We start from the raw sequence: 18,918 nt of genomic DNA on the forward strand, positions 1-18,918 counted from the left end.
TACTTACGATTCATAAATGAAAATGAAATGAAAAAGTCAACAATACTACACGTTTTCCTGGGATTGACCGCAGCGTTCTTCTTCGGCGCCTGTGACGAGGGGTTTGACGAAATGAATACCAATCCGGTACGTCTAACATCCATTGATCCCACGTTTCAATTAAATCAAGCAATAATTTCCAGCTCCCCTGGATACAACAACCTTACCTACGAAACCACTATCGTCAGACAGATGATTACCCCTTTTCAGGGTGTGGGTACCGGTGGAAATCTGAATCAGGATAACCGATCAGCCACCCAGGGCAACTGGCAAAATGGCTACCGAAACATTATAAAAAACCTAATCGACGGCATCGAGAACCTTCGGGATGCTCCCGAGCGCTCGAATTTGCTTAGTATCATGCGCATTTGGAGAGCCCATTCATTCATGATGCTCACGGACACCTATGGAGATATTCCCTATTCCGAAGCGGGTTTGGGATACATCGAAGGGAATGTATTCCCATCTTATGATCCACAGGAAGCCATCTACACCAATCTATTAACTGATCTGGAGGCTGCGGTGCAAACGTTAAACGAAGCCAATGACCCGATCAATCAGGAGATCATGTATAGTGGCAATATCGGACAATGGCGGAGGCTGGGTAATTCGTTATTGCTGCGGGCAGCGATGCGTTTGGTAAAAGTAAATCCCGCGCTGGCACAGGAATATGCGACCAAAGCGATCAACGGTGGCCTGATGCAATCCAACGAAGACAATGCACTGGTACGGCACAATGCCGATTACCGAAACAATGTGGGTACCAATCTGAACGGGGGTCAGGCGCCGTTCTACTACCTGGACGAAGAATTTGTTAATTTTCTTCAAAGTAATAACGATCCCCGACTGGAGTCGATTGCGGTTCGGTATGTAGGAGCATTAAGTGGAGGAGAGCAGACAGAAGCAAACGCAAACCGGTCGCCGGAAGTGCAGGTCGGAATGCCTCAGGGATATGATAACACCACCATCATTCCTGTGGCAGAGCAGGCAGGCCTGGCCAGTATGTTTGCGTACAGTCAATTGGACCGAAGACGTCTCGGAAACCCCGAAGCGCCTAATTTCTTGGTCACCTATTCTCAAACCTTGTTGCTATGGGCCGAGGCGGTAGCCAGGGGCTGGGTACAGGGAGATGCGGAACAGCTGTATCACGATGGGATTCGCGCCCATATGGAGCAGATGGCTTTTTGGCCCAACGATACTGAAATTGCTCCCGAAGCCATAGATGCCTATATTCAAACGAATCCGTTGGAAGCTGGTAGGGAACTGGAATTGATCAATACCCAATATTGGGTATCCTCCTTCCTTATTGGTCCCGAAACCTGGGCCAATTTCAGACGAAGCGGATATCCCATAGTCAGCCCGAACCCGTATCCCGGAAGCGACCTGCAGACAGAGGATTTTATCCGTAGACTGACCTATCCCGACTCTGAGCTGACCGTGAATTTTGAAAATGTACAGGAAGCGACTAACCGGATGGGTCCCGACGTTTTGGATACCCGGGTTTGGTGGGATGTAAGGTAGGATTTTCGTTGTAAAATTCTATCTTTAGTGCATCTAACCAACTAACCAATCCATTCGTTTGCATGAAACAACTAAAAAATCGCTTAAAATCTGGAGAAACCTTAATCGGCTGCTGGTTAAATCTGGGAAGTTCGGTAACGGCAGAGATCGTAGGGCTCTCCGGATTTGACTGGGTGCTGATCGATTTGGAGCACGGTGCGGGCGAGCCGAAAGACTTGTTGCACCAGCTCCAGGCACTTGAACATACCGGTGCTACCGCCATCGTCAGGGTGGAGAGTTACCAAAAAGAACGCATCCACCGGGTCTTGGATCTGGGGGCAGCTGGCGTGATGTGCCCGCGAATTTCTTCTGCGGCTGAGGCCCGACTGGCTGTTGCCGGTATGCATTATCCGCCGCTTGGAATTCGGGGGGTAGCCAAAATGGTGCGTGCGACGGGTTTTGGAAAGGATTTTAATAGCTACAAGTCGGGTACTACTGACAACCTACTTGGCATCATCCAAATAGAAACCAAAGAGGCACTGGATGAACTCGACGAAATCGCGGCGACTCCAGGTGTGGATGTATTGTTTATTGGGCCGGCCGATCTCACGGTTGCCCTGGGAATCGACGGCGATTTGAATCATCCCCTGTTCCTGAATGCAGTTGATCAGATTGTGAAAGCAGCTAAAAAAGCTTCTAAAGCCGTTGGTATTTTGCTATTTGACCCGGCTGATTTTGTAAAATACCAGAATCAGGGTATTCAATTGATCGCCTGTGGCTCAGATGCCACCTTTGTGGCAACTGGGGCCAGGGAATTGTACCGAACGCTACGCCAAAATAAAAACCACGGTTCATGATTCAAGATCCCTTTTTTATTTTACTGGTAGGAATGTTGATAGTGGTAGGGGGGATAATCGGTGGTAAATTAAACCCGTTTATTGCCCTCCTTCTGGCGGCTTTGGTGGTGGCATGGATGACCCCTGCTTCCGCCATTGTTGAATTTGCATTGAGCAAAGGGCAGTCTCAGGCAGCTGCAGCGGCCCTTGCCCAGCGTTCCATAGGGGAGCGAATTGCCGAGGCTTTTGGGAGTACCGTGGGTAAAATTGGAATACTTATCGCCATGGCTGCTATCATCGGAAAATCCATGCTGATGAGCGGCGCTGCAGAACGCATTGTGCGCTCCATACTGGGCCTTACGGGGGAAAAAAACGCACCTCTGGCCTTTTTGAGTGGTAGTTTTTTTCTGGGAATTCCAGTGTTTTTCGATACGGTGTTTTACCTCATGATTCCGCTTGCCAAGGCCATGGCCATGCGGTTAAAAGAGAGCTACCTGCTACTGGTCCTTTGCATCACGGCCGGCGCAGCCATGGCCAATTCCTTGGTACCACCGACACCGGGCCCCCTTTTTCTTATTGCCGAAATGGATATTCCCATAGGCATGATGATGGTGGGCGGATTTCTGATCGGATTGATTACCATAGGGGCAGGGTATCTTTTTGCGGTTTGGGCCAATAAGCGAAGTCCAATCCCTTTGCGTGATTCGCTGGATGCTCCCTTGAGCGAAATACAGTCGCTTGCCGACAAACCTCAGTCCCAATTACCCGGACTTAGCCTGGCGGTTTCTCCCATTGCCATTCCGTTGGTACTTATCACTGGAAGTGCATTTATCAATACATTTTGGGGAATCGATGGGGTGGAAAATGCTCCGGCACTAGTTGACTGGATACATTTTCTCGGAGAAAAGAACATGGCACTGATTCTCGGGGCAATGGCGGCATTGCTTACGCTTTTTCTTCAACGAAATAAGCAGGAAGAAGGAATGAAAGGAGCCGTACAGGCAGCCCTAACCAGTGGAGGGGTAATCATTTTGATTACAGCGGCTGGAGGCGCTTTTGGAGCCATGTTGCAGCAGACCGGGATAAGCTTAAAAATCGCCAGTCTTACGGAAGGATACCAGATGGCGCTGATACCCCTCGCTTTTTTTATCACGGCATTGGTACGGACTGCCCAGGGGTCTGCCACGGTTGCCATGATTACCGCTTCTGGCATATTGTCCGGAATGTCGACGGCAGGGCTGGACTATCACCACCTGTACCTGGGGCTGTCCATTGCATGTGGCTCCAAGCTCATTCCCTGGATGAACGACAGTGGCTTTTGGATCGTGTGCAAGATGAGCAACCTGACCGAAAAGGAGGCGCTAAAAACCTTTTCTCCTTTATTGACGATCATGGGAGTAGTGGGGCTGCTATCAATCATGCTTGCTGCAAAAATTCTTCCTTTGGTATAAAACTGTATGACATAAACCCATTAAATAGATGAAAAATTTCCTGAAAAATCAGCAGCGTAGAAAGTTTGTAAAACTTGTTGCATCCGGAACAGCCGGGGCATTTGCCACTGGATCCATGGCCTTTGGTGCAAAGGCAAAAACTGATCGCAAACCCGGTACTTCCGCTGCTTCCAAGAAACAAGTATTGATGAAGGTAGGCTGCCAGTCGGGCGGAACTACCGAAGAGAACCTAGCCTTTAAGGCCAGGCATGGGGTGTATAACCTGGATGGCGGGATGCCCAAATTCATTGAAGGGAAGGGCTGGGATCTGGAGGATTCCCTCAAAAAAAGGGAAGCTTGCGAGAAGTATGGCATCAGCTTGGATGCCTATCACTTACCTCTGACTTCCGCGGGGATTGATCGGGTCATCATCCCACACATTATGATGGGAAAAAGTCCAGAAAGAGACCGGGAAATTGAAATGGTGCAGCAGATGATCGAAGTGGCTGCCAAGACGGGAGTAAAATTATTGAATTACAATACGACCATTTTGCCAGTATTGCGGACCAGTAGAACCATTGATTCCAGCCGTGGATTTGCTTCTTACAGCACCTGGAATTATCAGGAAGCTCTTCAACGTGAACAGCAATTGACCAAAGCCGGCAGGGCAGATGCGGATGAAGTTTTCGAAAGAATTACCTATCTTTTGGATCGTATTCTTCCCGTAGCGGAAGAGTATAAGGTCAAATTGGGCAATCACATTGCCGATCCGCCCGTACCGGATGCCTACAATGGTATCATGCGTTGGAACAGTCCGGAGGTATTCGACGGCATCAAGCGGTTTGCTCAATTGTACGACAGCCCTTATCACGGGTTTAATTTCTGTATCGGGTCCATAGCCGAAGGTCTTCGAGATCCTGAAAATGAAATCTTCCCCATCATCGATTGGGTTGGTAAGCGGAAACAGATCTTCAACGTTCACCTGAGAAACATAAAAGGGAATTACAACAATTTCCAGGAAGTGTATCCGGATAACGGGGAAATGAATTTCTTTCGTGTAATGCGGGCCTTGCGCGATGTAGAATTTGATGGAATGGTCATGCCGGATCACGTACCTCAGCACGAAGCAGAGGGAGCAAGTTTGCAGGCCTTTGCTTTCGCTTATGGACACATTATTGGCATCCTTCAGGCCCTGAAAGACGAGGCCTGAAAGGTCTCCTAACCGATTCGTTTGCCTCTGAATAATCAATTTTAAGATCAATAAACGAGTAACTATTATGAAGAAAGTAGGATTTATAGGTTTGGGAATCATGGGAAAACCCATGGCAATCAATTTATTGAACGCCGGGTACGATTTGCTGGTGCTCAAAAATAGCAAAGCAGCCGGAGCTCTCACAGAGAAAGGAGCGAAGGCCTATTCCACCTGTAAAGAGCTGTCAGAAAGTGCCGATATTGTTATCACCATGCTACCTGATTCTCCGGAGGTATCTGAAGTTGTCTTCGGAGCAGACGGCGTACTTGCGGGGATTCGATCGGGGACGGTGTTTGTAGACATGTCTACGATTGCACCCTCTACCGCCCGTGAGGTGGCCACGGCCATGAAGAAAAAAGGAGTAGAGGCCTTGGATGCACCTGTTTCCGGAGGTCAGGTAGGGGCAGAGTCAGGAAATCTTTCCATCATGGTTGGGGGAACCGAACAGGCTTTTGAAGCCGCAAAGCCGCTTTTTGAAGTGATGGGAAAAAGCGCCGTCTTGATTGGAGAGGCGGGAGCAGGACAGATGACAAAAGCTTGCAACCAAATGATCGTAGGAATTACCATTCAAGCGGTTGCCGAATCGTTTGCGTTAGCCAAAAAAGCGGGAGTTAACCTGGAAAAAATGCGGGAAGCCTTGTTGGGAGGTTTTGCACAGAGCAGGATCCTCGACCTGCACGGACAACGAATCATTGATCGAAACTTTGAACCCGGGTTTAAAATAAAACTTCATCGAAAAGACATGAATATCGCGCTGATGGCGGGCAAGGAATTCAAGGTACCCTTGTATGGATCCGGGTTGGTTGCCAGCCAAATGGATGCGGCATTGGCCTCCGGATTCGATGAAAAGGATCACAGTGCCCTTGCCCTGCTTATGGAAAAACTGAGCGGTATTGAATGAGTTTTCCCATACTAGCGATACAAGGATGATTCAACAACACTCAGGCTACGGGCCACGGATTCGAGAGGTACGGATTACGCCTATTGCCATTCAAGATCCCCCTTTGCTCAATGCCGCCGGATTGCATGCGCCCTTTGCATTGCGTACGGTGGTGGAATTGGAGACCGAAGACGGAATAATTGGCATCAGCGAGATCCCAGGTAATGAAGCAACCAATCAGGCATTGGAAGAGGCTTCCAGACTGGTCATTGGGAAGGACGTATACCAATTGACTAAACTCCAACAGGAGTTGGAAGCGTATTTTGGAAAGGATTCGGTGGCAGATCGGGGAGATGCTCCCTGGGACCAGCGAAAATTGGTCCATGTGTTTTCAGCCCTTGAGGTAGCCTGCCTGGATTGCATCGGTAAACTGGTAAATCGTCCTGTAGTAGATCTATTGGGTGGAAAAATGAGGGATTCGGTACCCTTTGCCGCCTACCTTTTTTTCAAATACGAAGGGGCTGGTGGTGACTGGGGATTTGGAAAAGACCCTGATGCTGGTGCTTGGGAGGCGGCTCGACAGGAGGAAGCGGTTGATCCGGCCGGGATTGTGAAGCAGGCCATCGCCATGTGTAAAGAATTCGGTTTCCAATCCATCAAGCTCAAAGGGGGCGCCTTTGAACCGGAATTGGAAGTGGCCTGTATGCAGGCACTCTATCAGGAATTCGGTCCCGAGATGCCCTTACGGTTTGACCCAAATGCCATCTGGAAGCGGGAAACCGGGCTGAAATTTGGCAAAATCATGGAACCGATTCTTGAATACCTGGAAGATCCGGTGAGGGGACAGGAAAACATGGCCTGGCTGCGCAGACAAATCAAAACACCCTTGGCTACAAACATGTGTACGACTTCGTTTGACGAAATTCCCTCCGCCATCTTGCTGGGGTCAGAAGACATCATTCTTTCGGATCACCATTTTTGGGGTGGATTGCGTGCGTCCATGGAGCTTTCCCGGGTTTGCAGTGTCTTTGGAAGAGACTTGTCCATGCATTCAAACAGTCACCTGGGCATTTCCCTGGCAGCGATGGTGCATTTGGGGGCTGCGCTCCCACGGCTTCGCTACGCCCTGGATACGCATTACCCCTGGCAGTCGGAGGAAATCATTACCGGGGGGAGGCTTGCGTTCGAAAATGGAGCAGTTCAGGTGCCTTCTGGCCCCGGATTGGGTGTGGAATTGGATAGAGCTTCCCTGGAAAAGCTACACCAAAACTACCTAAAATGTGGTCTGAAAAAACGAGACGATCAAATTGAGATGCAAAAAGTGCATCCCGATTGGACCTTTCAAAAAATCCGCTGGTAATCCCTGAAAAACCGAGGTTTCAGCAGAACGATCACAAGCGGTACACGAGAAAATGTTTTTTACAGTAAAAATCGATTAGTCATGAGGAGGCGTTTCAAATTAAAAGTCTGGGTTCTGGTATTTGGTACTTTATTCGTTCTGAGCCAGGTTCATTCCCAGCAAATCAGCAAAGAGGAAATGCTTTTTCTGACGCCAGAATGGACCGGAGAACGATTTGAGGACGGGCGACCCCGGGTTCCGGACAAGCTTCTTGAACGAATGAAGGAAGTTACGCATGAGGAAGCCTGGGCAGTGATGAAAAATGAGGGCTATCGGTACCAATATGCGGAAGGATGGGAAACGATCAATCCGGATTCGGTCCTGGTGGGACGGGCGTTGACGGCTACATTTATGCCGGGAAGGCCGGATATTCACGGAGCCATAGACAAGCGCGGAAAGGAAGCGGGCAAAAAGGGCCAGAATTCCTGGCCGGTGGATCTGCTGGTTCCCGGAGATGTATATGTGGCCAATCAATTCGGATTACATATTGGTGGCCCCACCATTGGCGATAATGTAGCAAATGCGATTTTCGCAAATTCTGGCAATGGGATCGTGTACGACGGTGCGGTGCGGGATATCAACGGCCTCAAGGAGATCGGGGGTTTTACCTCCTACTTTAGCAGCTACCACCCTTCACATCACAACCAATCCGGTGATTTAAATACCATGCTTACCGGTATCAATACGCCCACCAAGATCAGACAGGTGACGGTCATGGCGGGGGATGTCGTCTTGGGAAGAGACGGAGGCGTGTCCTTTATTCCTCCTCATTTGGCCGAAAAAGTAGTTGTAACTTCCGAGATTGTCCGTCTCCGGGATATGTTTGGTCACCAGCGAATTCGGGAGGGGGTGTACACCGCCGGACAGATCGATACCCGCTGGGCAGAAGAAATTGAAAGGGATTTCTCCCGGTGGCTCTCCGATCGCATGGACGATTTGCCTGTGCCACGGGAGCAGATCCAGGAAATCCTGAAAAATAGAACCTGGTAAAAGAAGAAGAGCGTAGGGACGGTATCGCAAACCTAGCGAAAGATAGACCAGGAAGCATAAACCCTTAACTAACCCTTTTTATGAAAAAAAAAGTAAACCGAAGGTCCTTTTTATCTAAAACCGCACTGGCGGGTTTGACGGGAAGTGCCTTTTTTTCCAATTTTGGTTCTGGCCTGACAGCCGCTGTGGACAAGATGCCACAGGCATCCAATCCCTCCGACCTGAAAATTACGGACCTGAAGTGTGGGTATGTGAGAGGGGCGCTCTATGTAAAAGTATATACCAATCAGGATGTTTGGGGCTGCGGAGAAGCCGTTGATGCCATCCACGGTACGTATCACCTTGTCAAACGTTTGGGAAACCAACTCAAAGGGGAGAACCCCCTAAACCCGAATCGGCTGGCCGAACAGTTGCGAAAAGCAGCTTTTTTTGGAGGTGCTCAATCGGGTGTTTTTGTAGCCGTACTGACAGCGATCGAGACGGCGCTCTGGGACATCACGGGAAAAGTGTTCGGCGTGCCCGTCTACCAGCTATTGGGTGGGAAATTCAGGGATAAAATACGTGTATATTGCGACACGGCCTTGTATACGGCCACCAATCCCAGCCCAGAGGATTACGCAAGGGCGGCCAGAGGCGCGGTGGACCGGGGCTACACCGCCGTCAAATTTGATGTGGATGACGGCAGAGACCCGAACAAGTACGACCGTTTTAACTGGACCGCCAGTCCGAAGGAGATTGACCGCATGTACCAAGCCATTGCAGCCGTCCGGGAGGAGGTAGGTCCCGATATTGATGTTTGCGTGGACATGCACGGACGTTACGATTTCATCACGGGAGTAAAAATGGCCCGCCTGTACGAAGACCTGGATTTGATGTGGTTGGAAGAACCCATTCCCGCAGATAATCCACAGTTGTATAAGAATCTGACGCAACAAACCTCTACCCCGATTTGTACCGGAGAAAACATCTATCTCGCCTATGGTTTTGTGAATATCCTAAGTGAGGGGGGAGTGGATATTATCATGCCAGATATTCAAAAAGCCGGTGGATTGGGAGAGGCGCAGCGGATCGCTAACCTCTCAAATCTCTTCTACGTTCCATTTAGCCCTCACATGGTGGCTTCGTTCCTGGGGGCCATGGCTGCCTGTCATGTCTGCGCGTCCGTCCCAAACTTTCAAATCATGGAATGGCAAATCTACATGGATACCGACCAGCTTTGGCAGGATATCGTTACTTACGATGGACCTAGGACGGAAAACGGATTCATTACCCTGTCCGAAAAACCCGGAATCGGTGTGGAAATCAACGAAGAGGGGATGAAAAAATATGCAGTGAAGGGGATTCCCTTTTTTGAATAAAACAGTTATAACCCATCTAACCAAAAAATCATGAAATCAATAGATAATCCCAAATTCAGGGATCTTTTTAAGGTTCCGGTTCGTCAGGAAAAAGTATCCAACGACAACTCATCCGTTTCAGTGCCCGACAAAATTCCCCAACGACGGGACTTTTTGCAAAAAGCTGGCCTCGGAGGACTCGCCCTGGGCGCGTTCATGTTTCGGCCGATCGAAGAAACCCTGGCTCATACCACAGAAAAAGTAAACCGGTATTCCAATCCCTCCGAATTACGCATCACCGATCTACGAATAGCGGAAGTAGCCGGAGCACCCATGCGGTGCCCCATCATCCGTATCGATACCAATCAGGGAATCTATGGATTGGGAGAGGTGAGAGATGGCGCCAGTGCCCGGTACGCCCTGGTCCTGAAAAGTCGGATTTTGGGAGAAAACCCTTGTCAGATTGAGCGTTTATTTAAAAAAATCAAGTTGTTTGGTAACCATGCCCGGCAGGCGGGCGGCGTGTGTGCCATAGAAATGGCACTTTGGGATCTAGCGGGGAAAGCCTACAATGTACCCGTCTACCAGATGCTCGGCGGGAAATACCGGGACGCCATTCGGCTGTACTCAGATACGACGCAATCCAACGACCCGGAGGTATTTGCCGAGCGGCTACAAGGAAGAGTAGACAAAGGATATACCTTTCTGAAAATGGACTTTGGTGTGCAAATGGTGAGAAACAACGATGGATCGGTCGTTAACACAAAAGCATTTGATAAAGGTAATGCATGGGCTTCCGAGTATGGAAGCTATGGAAGAACCGCACATCCTTTTACCGGTATCCAACTTACCGACAAAGGAATTGAGGAGATGGTGGCGTATGTGGCGGCAGTTCGAAACAAAGTAGGATACGATATACCTCTCGCGGCGGACCACTTTGGTCATTTTGATTACAAGGAATGTATCCGATTGGGAGAAGCTCTCGAGCCCTACCGGTTGGCCTGGTTGGAGGACATGGTTCCCTGGTTTTACACCGAGAAATGGAAGCAGATTACGGATGCAATCAAAACTCCTACGCTTACGGGCGAGGATATTTTCCTGAAAGAAGAATTTATCAAACTAATTGACGCCCGCGCAATCGACATGATTCAGCCGGATCTGGCCTCTTCCGGAGGTATCTTAGAAACCAAGAAAATCGGCGATTATGCGGAGGAGCAAGGAATACCGATGGCCATGCACTTTGCCGGTACGCCGGTTTCTTTCATGGCAAACATCCATTGTGCGGCCGCTACGGAAAATTTTCTGGCTCTGGAGCATCATTCCGTCGATATTCCCTGGTGGGAAGACATGGTGAAGGCCATCCCTAAGCCTTTGGTGATTGATGGTTTTGCCAAGGTGCCCGAGGGACCGGGCTTAGGAATCGAACTGAACGAGGAAGTAATTCGGCAGCATCTGGTGGAAGGGACTGAGTATTTCGCTCCCACCGATGAGTGGGACACCGACCGGTCTAACGACCGTTGGTGGAGCTGATTTCTGCAGAGGCCGCGGACCTTTCCTGTAAATAAGGTAGGAGGCAGGTTGCTTTATTACGTTCTTTTGCACAATTTGAGATGAATTAACCATTTAATCCTAAAATGATGAAAAAAATTGCACTTATTTGTTTCGTTTGGCTCCTGGTGGGAAGTATACAGGGTAATTCGCAGCAAATTACACCCACTCCCGAGCAAATCAGAGCGCTAACCTCTGAGTGGGAGGGGGAACGCTTTGCCGACGGGCGGCCGAAGATTTCGGACGAACTGTTGGAACGATTAAAATCCATTTCCATGGAGGAAGCCTGGGGAATCTTGCGAAACAAAGGTTACCACAATCAATTTGAGAACGATTGGATCATTCTCCACGAAGAGGAGGTAATGACCGGTAGAGCGGTGACGGCTCAATACATGCCCTTTCGGGAGGACGTTAATAATCTGGTAAAGGAAATTGGTAAGCAGGAAGGACGTGCCCAATCCGGTGGGACGAACTCCTGGCCGATTGATGCACTGGTCGATGGAGACATCTATGTGGCAGATGGCTATGGAAAAATTGTGGACGGTACCTTGATTGGAGATAACCTTGGGAACGCCATCTATGCCAATTCAAAGCGAGGTGTGATTTTCAACGGATCGGTTCGAGACATGGCCGGCTTGGATAAAATCGAAGGATTCAATGCCTGGGTAAAGGGTCACGATCCCTCTTACATTCAGGAAATGATGTTGAGCACCATCAATTATCCCATCCGATTGGGGAGAGCGACAGTGTTGCCAGGGGATGCAGTCCTTGCGAATAAATGGGGAGTGATATTTATTCCGGCACATTTGGTAGCCGATCTGGTTATCAACGCAGAGTTTACGGCTTTAAGAGATCAATTTGGACACCTTAGACTGCGCGAACAAAAATATACGGCGGGAGAAATTGACAGTCGATGGAGCGATGCGATCAAGGAGGATTTTCTCAATTGGTTAAAAAATAAGCAGGACCTGCCTATGAGTCGGGAGGAACTGGATGCTTACCTCAAGGACAGAAACTGGTAAAAGTAGACCGTTGTATTTCCCTCCGGTTGGTCGATCGGCTTCCTCCCTGTCTACTTCTAGGGAAGGGGGAAGCATTTCTGTAATCAGGATAATTCGGTAAGACGATTTGAACAGGGATTTTCCTTTGGGAGAATCCCTGTTCTTTATGGAAACTTGTTTCAATTTCCTTATCTTGTTATTCTGAGAAGGATTAACCCGAAATCACCATGCACAGCTCTTCCATTCCTCGCTGCCACGTTTTGGCACTGAGTATCGTTTTATCTGTACTTTTCTCTCGATTTTCCAGCCACTTTGCCATTGCAGGGAATCTGGTTGACGAGGATAAGCCAAAAAAATACCTTTACGTAGCGGTTCCTGGAATCCGGAATTACCTGGGCTATGGGGGGCATGGAATACTGGTTTTTGACATCGAGGAGGAACATCGGTTTGTCAAGCGAATTCCGACAAGAGGCTATTCTTCGAATGGCAAACCATCCAATGTAAAGGGAATTGCTGTCAGTATTCCTCTCAATAGTCTGTTTATAAGTACTCTGGAAGGGGTGCAACGATTGAGTCTCAAAACGGAAAAAATCGTTTGGGAGCGGGCTTACGAGGGAGGCGCGGATCGTATGGCCATTTCTCCAGATGGTAGGACCATGTATTTACCGTCTCTGGAGAAGGATTTTTGGAACGTCATCGACTGTGAAACGGGCGATCGTATGGCCACCATTTCCGTACACGAGCGTGCCCATAATACCATTTACGGTGCCTCAGGATCCTTTGCCTACCTGGCCGATATCAACTCGCCCTACCTTCATGTAGCAGATACCCGTCTGCATAAAGTGACTCGAAAAATCGGTCCTTTTTCTCATGGAATCCGACCGTTTACCATCAATAGCGAGGAATCACTGGTTTTTGTGAATGTAAATGAACGACTCGGTTTTGAAGTGGGAGATTTGCACACCGGAGAAGTGCTTGCCGAAATCCAGGTAGAGGGATGGGAAAAGGGGCCGGTGCGCCGGCACGGAAATCCCAGCCACGGAATTGGCCTGACCCCGGATGAAACGGAGGTGTGGGTATGCGATGGGCACAATATGCGTTTGCATTTGTTTCAGGCATTTCCACCGTACCAGCAATTGACCACCATTCCATTGCAGGATATGCCCGGGTGGATTACCTTCAGTAGGGATGGTCGCTACGCCTATCCTTCCAGCGGGGAAGTTATCGATGTGGAAACGCGAAAAATCCTTTACTTGCTTCAGGACGAGAATCATAATTACGTGGCGAGTGAAAAGATGATCGAGTTACATTTGGTAAACGGGCAGGTCCAGGCAGCAGGGGATCAATTTGGCCTCGGAAGAAAAATAACCATCAACCAAGAATAATACCAACCAATCCAAAACCTACGAACGGTTTTTAGTAAACTATGAACAAAGAAAAAATCATTATTCGGGATCAACTAATTGAAACGTATGCAGATGTCTACACCAAAGAGGTATTGGACGCGCTGGAGATCATGGCTCCGTTCAATCGGGAGGTAAAGAAACTGATGGATATTCGCATGCAACGGCGGAAAGAACGGGCACAAAAAGCAATACGCATTGATTTCTTAAATCCCGAGGCCCGTATTCCGGGTAGCGATATCCGGGTCAAAGATGCCAGAGCGGGTAATTTTGAAGGAGCGATGGTGCCCGCTGATTTGCAAAGACAATGGATACAGGGAACGGGACCGGGCGCTAAGCCCAACGCCCCGTTAGAAAATAGTATTCGAAATGTGGCCTATGCGCTCCTTTCGGGTGCGGATGGCTGGATGTTTGATGGAGAAGATGCGTTGGGTCAGGTAAATACCATGTCTCTGGATAACCAACGGAACCTCAAATTGGCCATCCAACGCTCTCCCGTATTCCTCAAGGTGGCCGAATCGGTGGCTGCACAGATGAATGCTTGGAGCCAATCGTTTTTCGGTGAAGAAAAAATTTCTGATTGGCGCTCTCAATTGGATTTTACTACCAAGATTTTCCGAGCAAGGGGCCTGCATCTGGATGACCGACACATAGAATTGACAGGAGGAATCTCTTTTTCGGCCTCTATTACCGATTTAACGCTTTATGTCACCAATAACTATCGGGCACTAATGGATGCCGGGTCTTCGGTGGTTTTGTATTTGCCGAAAATTCAGACGGCAGAAGAGGCGGCGTTATGGAACCGATTGATTACTGCGCTGGAAAATCACCTGGGATTGCCCATTGGTACGGTGAAAGTATATGTCTTGGTGGAACAGCTAGAGGCAACGTTTCAACTAATGGAAATTCGTGCGGTTTTGGGTAAGCATTTTGTTGGATACAATACCGGTCGATGGGATTATATCAATAGTGTTTCGGATGCCTTGTCTTGGGATCCGGACTTCATCAATCCCAATATAGAGTCCATAGGCATGACCTATGGGTACATGCGAAATTACGAAGACCGTGTACGACGGGCGGTTAATACGCCCGATGCAAATGGGAATTATGCCCTTTGGCAGGGAGGTATGGAACCAAATATTCCGGTGGGATCCGAAGCAGGGGTCCGGTCCAGCATGGAGAAGGCGTTGGCCGGGGCCGCAAGAGAACAGCGAGAGGGAGCGAGCGGTAAATGGGTAGCACACTGGAAAATGGTGCATATCGTACGGCCCGTGTGGCAGCGCGTGGGCGAACCAAACCAAATGGGCAGGAACTTTCCACCTCTGGGGTATTCGCCCGAAGATGCTGCCGGCCTGGTCCTGTTAGAGGAGGCTCCGCGGACGATACGGGGCGCAAGAAACCTACTTAGCGTGGGCTTGCAATACGGGAATGCATTTGGCCAGGGCATGCAGGCGGCAGCGCTCAAACCCGCGGATTTTTTCGGCAACGAGGACGTGCTCTACCTGATGGAAGACATGGCAACGGGTGAAATCCGCCTGAGTATTCTTTGGGAGTGGCTGCATAAAAAAGCTATCATTACGGAAAGCGATGCAGCATCCGGGGTTACTGCCGGCGATGTGTTTACGTTGGAATTGTTTGAACAGCTACTGGTGGAGGAATATGATAAATTGTTGAAAGCCAGTAGTAAAGATGTTCATGAGTCCTCCAAAACTTCAACCTTGCCTATTGCCAGACGCATTCTGGAAGTGTATGTGAAGGAGTCTACAAAAATCCCCTGGTTTATAGACCTCTTGAATATCAATCTGAACAATTTCAGCCAGAAAGAAGCGGAGAAAAGGATTCATATGTACGTGAAGCAGTTGAAGGAAACGGGTCAGCGGATTACCGCAAACCTTGATTTTTCGGCTTGATTTTGACTTGAGCCATGCGTCCAGACCTACTGTTCTTCCTTGCCATTTGTCCCATTCTTGTCGCCGGATTGCTGTTGGTGGGTTTTCGAATTTCTGCCAGAAAAGCCATGCCCATTACCTTTTTGCTGACGGTGGTCGTGGCCTATTTTTTTTGGGATTTGAGGCCGGTGACGATATTGGCGGCAGTGCTGCAAAGTTTTTTTATCACATTTGACATCCTGTACATTGTATTCGCCGCCATTCTCCTGCTCCATTTTCTTAGCTACTCCGGCGGTGTCGATACGATCAGAAATGGCTTCCAGGGAATTAGCAGGGATAAGCGTGTACAGGTTATCATCATTGTCTGGTTGTTCGGTTCGTTTATTGAAGGGGCAGCTGGATTCGGAACGCCTGCAGCCATTGTTGCCCCATTGCTCGTAGCCCTCGGATTTCCAGCGCTGTCCGCTGTGATTTTGGGACTGATGGTACAAAGCACGGCGGTTACCTTTGGAGCCGTGGGAACGCCCATACTTGTCGGCATCAGGGGAGGTTTGGAGAATCCAGAGCTTACAGAAAGGTTGGCATTTTTGGGTTGGGAATTTTCAGAAGTTTTGTTGAAGGTTACGGCGAATGCAGCCATTATTCATGCAGTGGTCGGAACGCTCATGCCTTTTTGGATGGTAGTGATGTTGTGTCGCTTTTTTGGAAAAAATAAGTCTTGGAGAGAGGGGTTGGAGGTTTTTCCATTTGCTTTGTTTTCGGGTTGTGCGTTTACCCTGCCTTACCTGCTGACAGGGCTTTATCTGGGGCCGGAGTTTCCATCATTGGTGGGCTCACTGCTGGGCCTGGGCCTGGTAGTGACTGCAGCAAAGAAGGGGTTTTTGCTGCCCAAAAAAGCCTGGGATATCGAAGCTGAGGCGGATTGGCCGGAAAGCTGGAAAGGCAGCATGGAGCTTCGTTCGCGGAAAGGAAACCCCACTACGCCGAAAGCGGCTATTTCCCTGCACAGGGCTTGGTTGCCTTACCTGATTTTAGCGGTTTTGTTGGTCCTGAGCCGATTGCCCCAGCTACCGCTAAAAGGATGGTTAAGTGGATTTTCGGTTGGTGTTGAAGACTTGCTGGGAACAGGGATTTCTGCGAGTAGTAGTCCCTTGTACCTTCCCGGTACCTTGCTTTTGATTGTCTGCTTTCTCACCTACTTCCTGCATGGCATGAATGGTCGACAGGTTCGTGCGGCATTTGCGGACAGTGGTCGAATGATTTTAAAGGCTGGTCTGGTACTATTGTTTGCAGTGGCAATGGTCCGTGTGTACATCAATTCGGGAGAAACAGATTCCGGACTAGCCAGCATGCCCTTGTTAATGGCGGAGTGGACCGCCAGGAAAGTGGGAATGGTATATCCATTTTTTGCCCCGATGATTGGGGCATTGGGAGCTTTCATAGCCGGAAGCAATACCGTTAGTAATTTGATGTTCAGTCTGTTTCAATACGGTGTTGCAACGAATCTTGGAATGGCGCCTACTTGGATTCTGGCGCTGCAGGCAGTAGGAGCTGCTGCAGGGAACATGATTGCCATTCACAATGTGGTAGCAGCTTCTGCTACGGTAGGCTTGCTGGGTAAGGAGGGGAGTGTGCTGAGAAAAACCATTTTTCCTACCCTTTATTACCTGGTTGTAACCGGCCTGATTGGTATGGCGCTCGTCGGAATGTTTGGCGTGGTGGATCGATTTCTGATCAATAGTTGATTATATCTATTAAATACATGATATATTTGATTATCATCTAAATATATGATAAATTCAGATATCCTTTAAATACAGTATAAATAGACCAAATATGGTGGCGATAGTGACCGGGGACATCGTGGATTCACGAAAGGTTGCAGCGGATCGGTGGATGAGAACGCTGAAGGAGGAATTGGGGATCTGGGGCAAAGCCGGCGCGGATTGGGAAATCTACCGGGGAGACAGTTTTCAGCTAAAGATTAGAGACCCAGCGCAAGCATTACAGGTGGTCGTGCGGCTAAAGGCAGCAATCCGATCCATTAACGGATTGGATTGTCGCATGGGAATAGGGATAGGGACGGAGGATTTTACTGCAGCCCGTCTTCTGGAAAATAACGGCACTGCGTACATTCATTCCGGAGAAGCTTTTGATGCCTTGAAGGAGCACCGCCAGAAAATACGGATTAAGACGACCCATTCGGAGTTTGACGAGGAAATCAATTTGATGCTGAAAATGAGTCTCACTTTTATGGACGATTGGACGGCGAATTCGGCCCGAATGGTTCACCTTGTTTTTAAGCATCCGGATAAAAACCAAACGGAGCTTGGTGCCCTGGAACACATTAGCCAGCATGCAGTAAGTGCACGCTTGTCGAGGGCTCACTTTGATATTATCGAATCTTTTTTGGACTATTTTCCCAAACGCCTTAAAAAGCAGCTTGAATGATTTTACTGATTAAATTGATACTTGCGCATTTGCTGGGCGATTTTCTTTTACAACCGATCCGCTGGGTTCGGGCCAAAGAGTCTAAGAAACTTCGAGCGGCACCGTTTTACCTGCATCTGCTGGTACACGCTGCCTTGCTATTCTTACTTTTGGGCGAGCTACACTACTGGCCACTGGTAGCAGCGATTGTTGCAACACACGGATTGATTGACCTGGTAAAAATCAGTGCACAAAAGCCGAAAACCCGCAGGTATTGGTTTTTTGTCGATCAAGCTGCACATGCGCTGGTTTTACTATTGGCCGCCATGTACTACGATCCCAGGCTGCTTCCAGGGTTTTCCTTATCCGAGCGCCATTGGCTCCTGCTTACCTTGTGGTTTTTTCTGTCCATACCGGCCTCGGTAATCATTCAGACCATTATTTCCAAATGGTCTCCCTTACCTGACGACACAGGAGCTTCGTTGGAAAAGGCGGGCCAATACATCGGTATCCTTGAGCGCTGGTTTGTTTTCGCATTTATTCTGGCAGGCAGGTGGGAAGCAATTGGCTTTTTGGTTGCAGCCAAATCCGTTTTTCGGTTTGGAGACCTGCGGCAGTCAAAGGACAGAAAACTCACCGAATACATTCTGATCGGGACACTATTGAGTTTTGGTTTGGCAATTTTGTGCGGACTCCTTTACGACCTTTTTTTACTGCGGTAACCCCATAGCTCCCGCATATGCCGGGTTAGGGATTAGCTACCAGCGAATGTACCGGCCGTGATCTTTTGGTACCTGCCGGGCATTAGCCGGGCAATCAGCCTTCGGCGGTAAAAAGAAACCAACACGGGGAATTAAACCGACCAGTCAAACAGGGCGAAATCCGGGCTAGATGCCGCCAGGTAAAAAGAGCAGACGGTTCGGGTATTCCGTCGGACTGGATAAAAAAAAGGAGGAGGTAACCTACCTCCTCTTTTCCTTTCCA

15 protein-coding genes are annotated in these 18,918 nt (G+C 49.0%); all 15 read left to right on the plus strand.

From position 1 onward, the window contains the following. Positions 1-27: 27 nt before the first annotated feature. The 15 genes from ABWH99_RS12450 (at position 28) to ABWH99_RS12520 (ending at position 18,656) form a co-directional block, all read left to right on the plus strand. Positions 28-1,560, plus strand: a complete 1,533-nt coding sequence (locus tag ABWH99_RS12450) for a SusD/RagB family nutrient-binding outer membrane lipoprotein (RefSeq protein ID WP_375582175.1) — start codon at positions 28-30, stop codon at positions 1,558-1,560. 62 nt (positions 1,561-1,622) lie between these two features. Next, a complete protein-coding gene (locus ABWH99_RS12455; RefSeq protein ID WP_375582176.1) occupies positions 1,623-2,396 on the plus strand; it encodes an HpcH/HpaI aldolase/citrate lyase family protein in 774 nt (257 codons plus the stop codon). Then, entirely contained in the window at positions 2,393-3,826 is a 1,434-nt protein-coding gene (locus ABWH99_RS12460) for a GntP family permease (RefSeq protein WP_375582177.1), read from the plus strand. The genes ABWH99_RS12455 and ABWH99_RS12460 overlap by 4 nt, the downstream gene beginning before the upstream one ends. Before the next feature lie 28 nt (positions 3,827-3,854). Next, complete coding sequence (locus ABWH99_RS12465) at positions 3,855-5,015, plus strand: mannonate dehydratase (RefSeq protein WP_375582178.1); 1,161 nt, start codon at positions 3,855-3,857, stop codon at positions 5,013-5,015. A 67-nt stretch (positions 5,016-5,082) separates the two neighbouring features. After that, on the plus strand, positions 5,083-5,958 hold the full coding sequence (locus ABWH99_RS12470) for a 2-hydroxy-3-oxopropionate reductase (protein WP_375582179.1): 876 nt from the start codon (positions 5,083-5,085) through the stop codon (positions 5,956-5,958). 25 nt (positions 5,959-5,983) lie between these two features. Continuing rightward, the gene (locus ABWH99_RS12475) at positions 5,984-7,297 is read left to right on the plus strand and encodes an enolase C-terminal domain-like protein (RefSeq protein WP_375582180.1); all 1,314 of its coding nucleotides are present in this window, start codon (positions 5,984-5,986) and stop codon (positions 7,295-7,297) included. Between the two features lie 81 nt (positions 7,298-7,378). Then, positions 7,379-8,326 (plus strand): RraA family protein, encoded by a 948-nt coding sequence (locus ABWH99_RS12480; RefSeq protein ID WP_375582181.1) that lies wholly within the window; start codon positions 7,379-7,381, stop codon positions 8,324-8,326. A gap of 80 nt (positions 8,327-8,406) precedes the next feature. Beyond that, positions 8,407-9,684 (plus strand): mandelate racemase/muconate lactonizing enzyme family protein, encoded by a 1,278-nt coding sequence (locus ABWH99_RS12485; protein WP_375582182.1) that lies wholly within the window; start codon positions 8,407-8,409, stop codon positions 9,682-9,684. Positions 9,685-9,714: 30 nt separating this feature from the next. Beyond that, positions 9,715-11,193 carry a mandelate racemase/muconate lactonizing enzyme family protein gene (locus tag ABWH99_RS12490; protein WP_375582183.1) on the plus strand — a complete coding sequence of 493 codons (1,479 nt, stop codon included), beginning with the start codon at positions 9,715-9,717 and terminating at the stop codon, positions 11,191-11,193. A 107-nt stretch (positions 11,194-11,300) separates the two neighbouring features. Beyond that, positions 11,301-12,233 carry an RraA family protein gene (locus ABWH99_RS12495; RefSeq protein WP_375586575.1) on the plus strand — a complete coding sequence of 311 codons (933 nt, stop codon included), beginning with the start codon at positions 11,301-11,303 and terminating at the stop codon, positions 12,231-12,233. 206 nt (positions 12,234-12,439) lie between these two features. Continuing rightward, positions 12,440-13,597 (plus strand): YncE family protein, encoded by a 1,158-nt coding sequence (locus ABWH99_RS12500; protein ID WP_375582184.1) that lies wholly within the window; start codon positions 12,440-12,442, stop codon positions 13,595-13,597. Positions 13,598-13,638: 41 nt separating this feature from the next. Next, a complete protein-coding gene (locus tag ABWH99_RS12505; RefSeq protein ID WP_375582185.1) occupies positions 13,639-15,525 on the plus strand; it encodes a malate synthase in 1,887 nt (628 codons plus the stop codon). A gap of 14 nt (positions 15,526-15,539) precedes the next feature. After that, on the plus strand, positions 15,540-17,249 hold the full coding sequence (locus ABWH99_RS12510) for an L-lactate permease (protein ID WP_375582186.1): 1,710 nt from the start codon (positions 15,540-15,542) through the stop codon (positions 17,247-17,249). Positions 17,250-17,340: 91 nt separating this feature from the next. Further along, the gene (locus ABWH99_RS12515) at positions 17,341-17,955 is read left to right on the plus strand and encodes a SatD family protein (RefSeq protein WP_375582187.1); all 615 of its coding nucleotides are present in this window, start codon (positions 17,341-17,343) and stop codon (positions 17,953-17,955) included. Continuing rightward, positions 17,952-18,656 carry a DUF3307 domain-containing protein gene (locus tag ABWH99_RS12520; RefSeq protein WP_375582188.1) on the plus strand — a complete coding sequence of 235 codons (705 nt, stop codon included), beginning with the start codon at positions 17,952-17,954 and terminating at the stop codon, positions 18,654-18,656. Before ABWH99_RS12515 ends, ABWH99_RS12520 begins: the two co-directional genes overlap by 4 nt. Positions 18,657-18,918 lie beyond the last annotated feature (262 nt).

The organism is Cyclobacterium xiamenense, from assembly GCF_042140265.1.
GTDB lineage: Bacteria > Bacteroidota > Bacteroidia > Cytophagales > Cyclobacteriaceae > Cyclobacterium > Cyclobacterium xiamenense_A.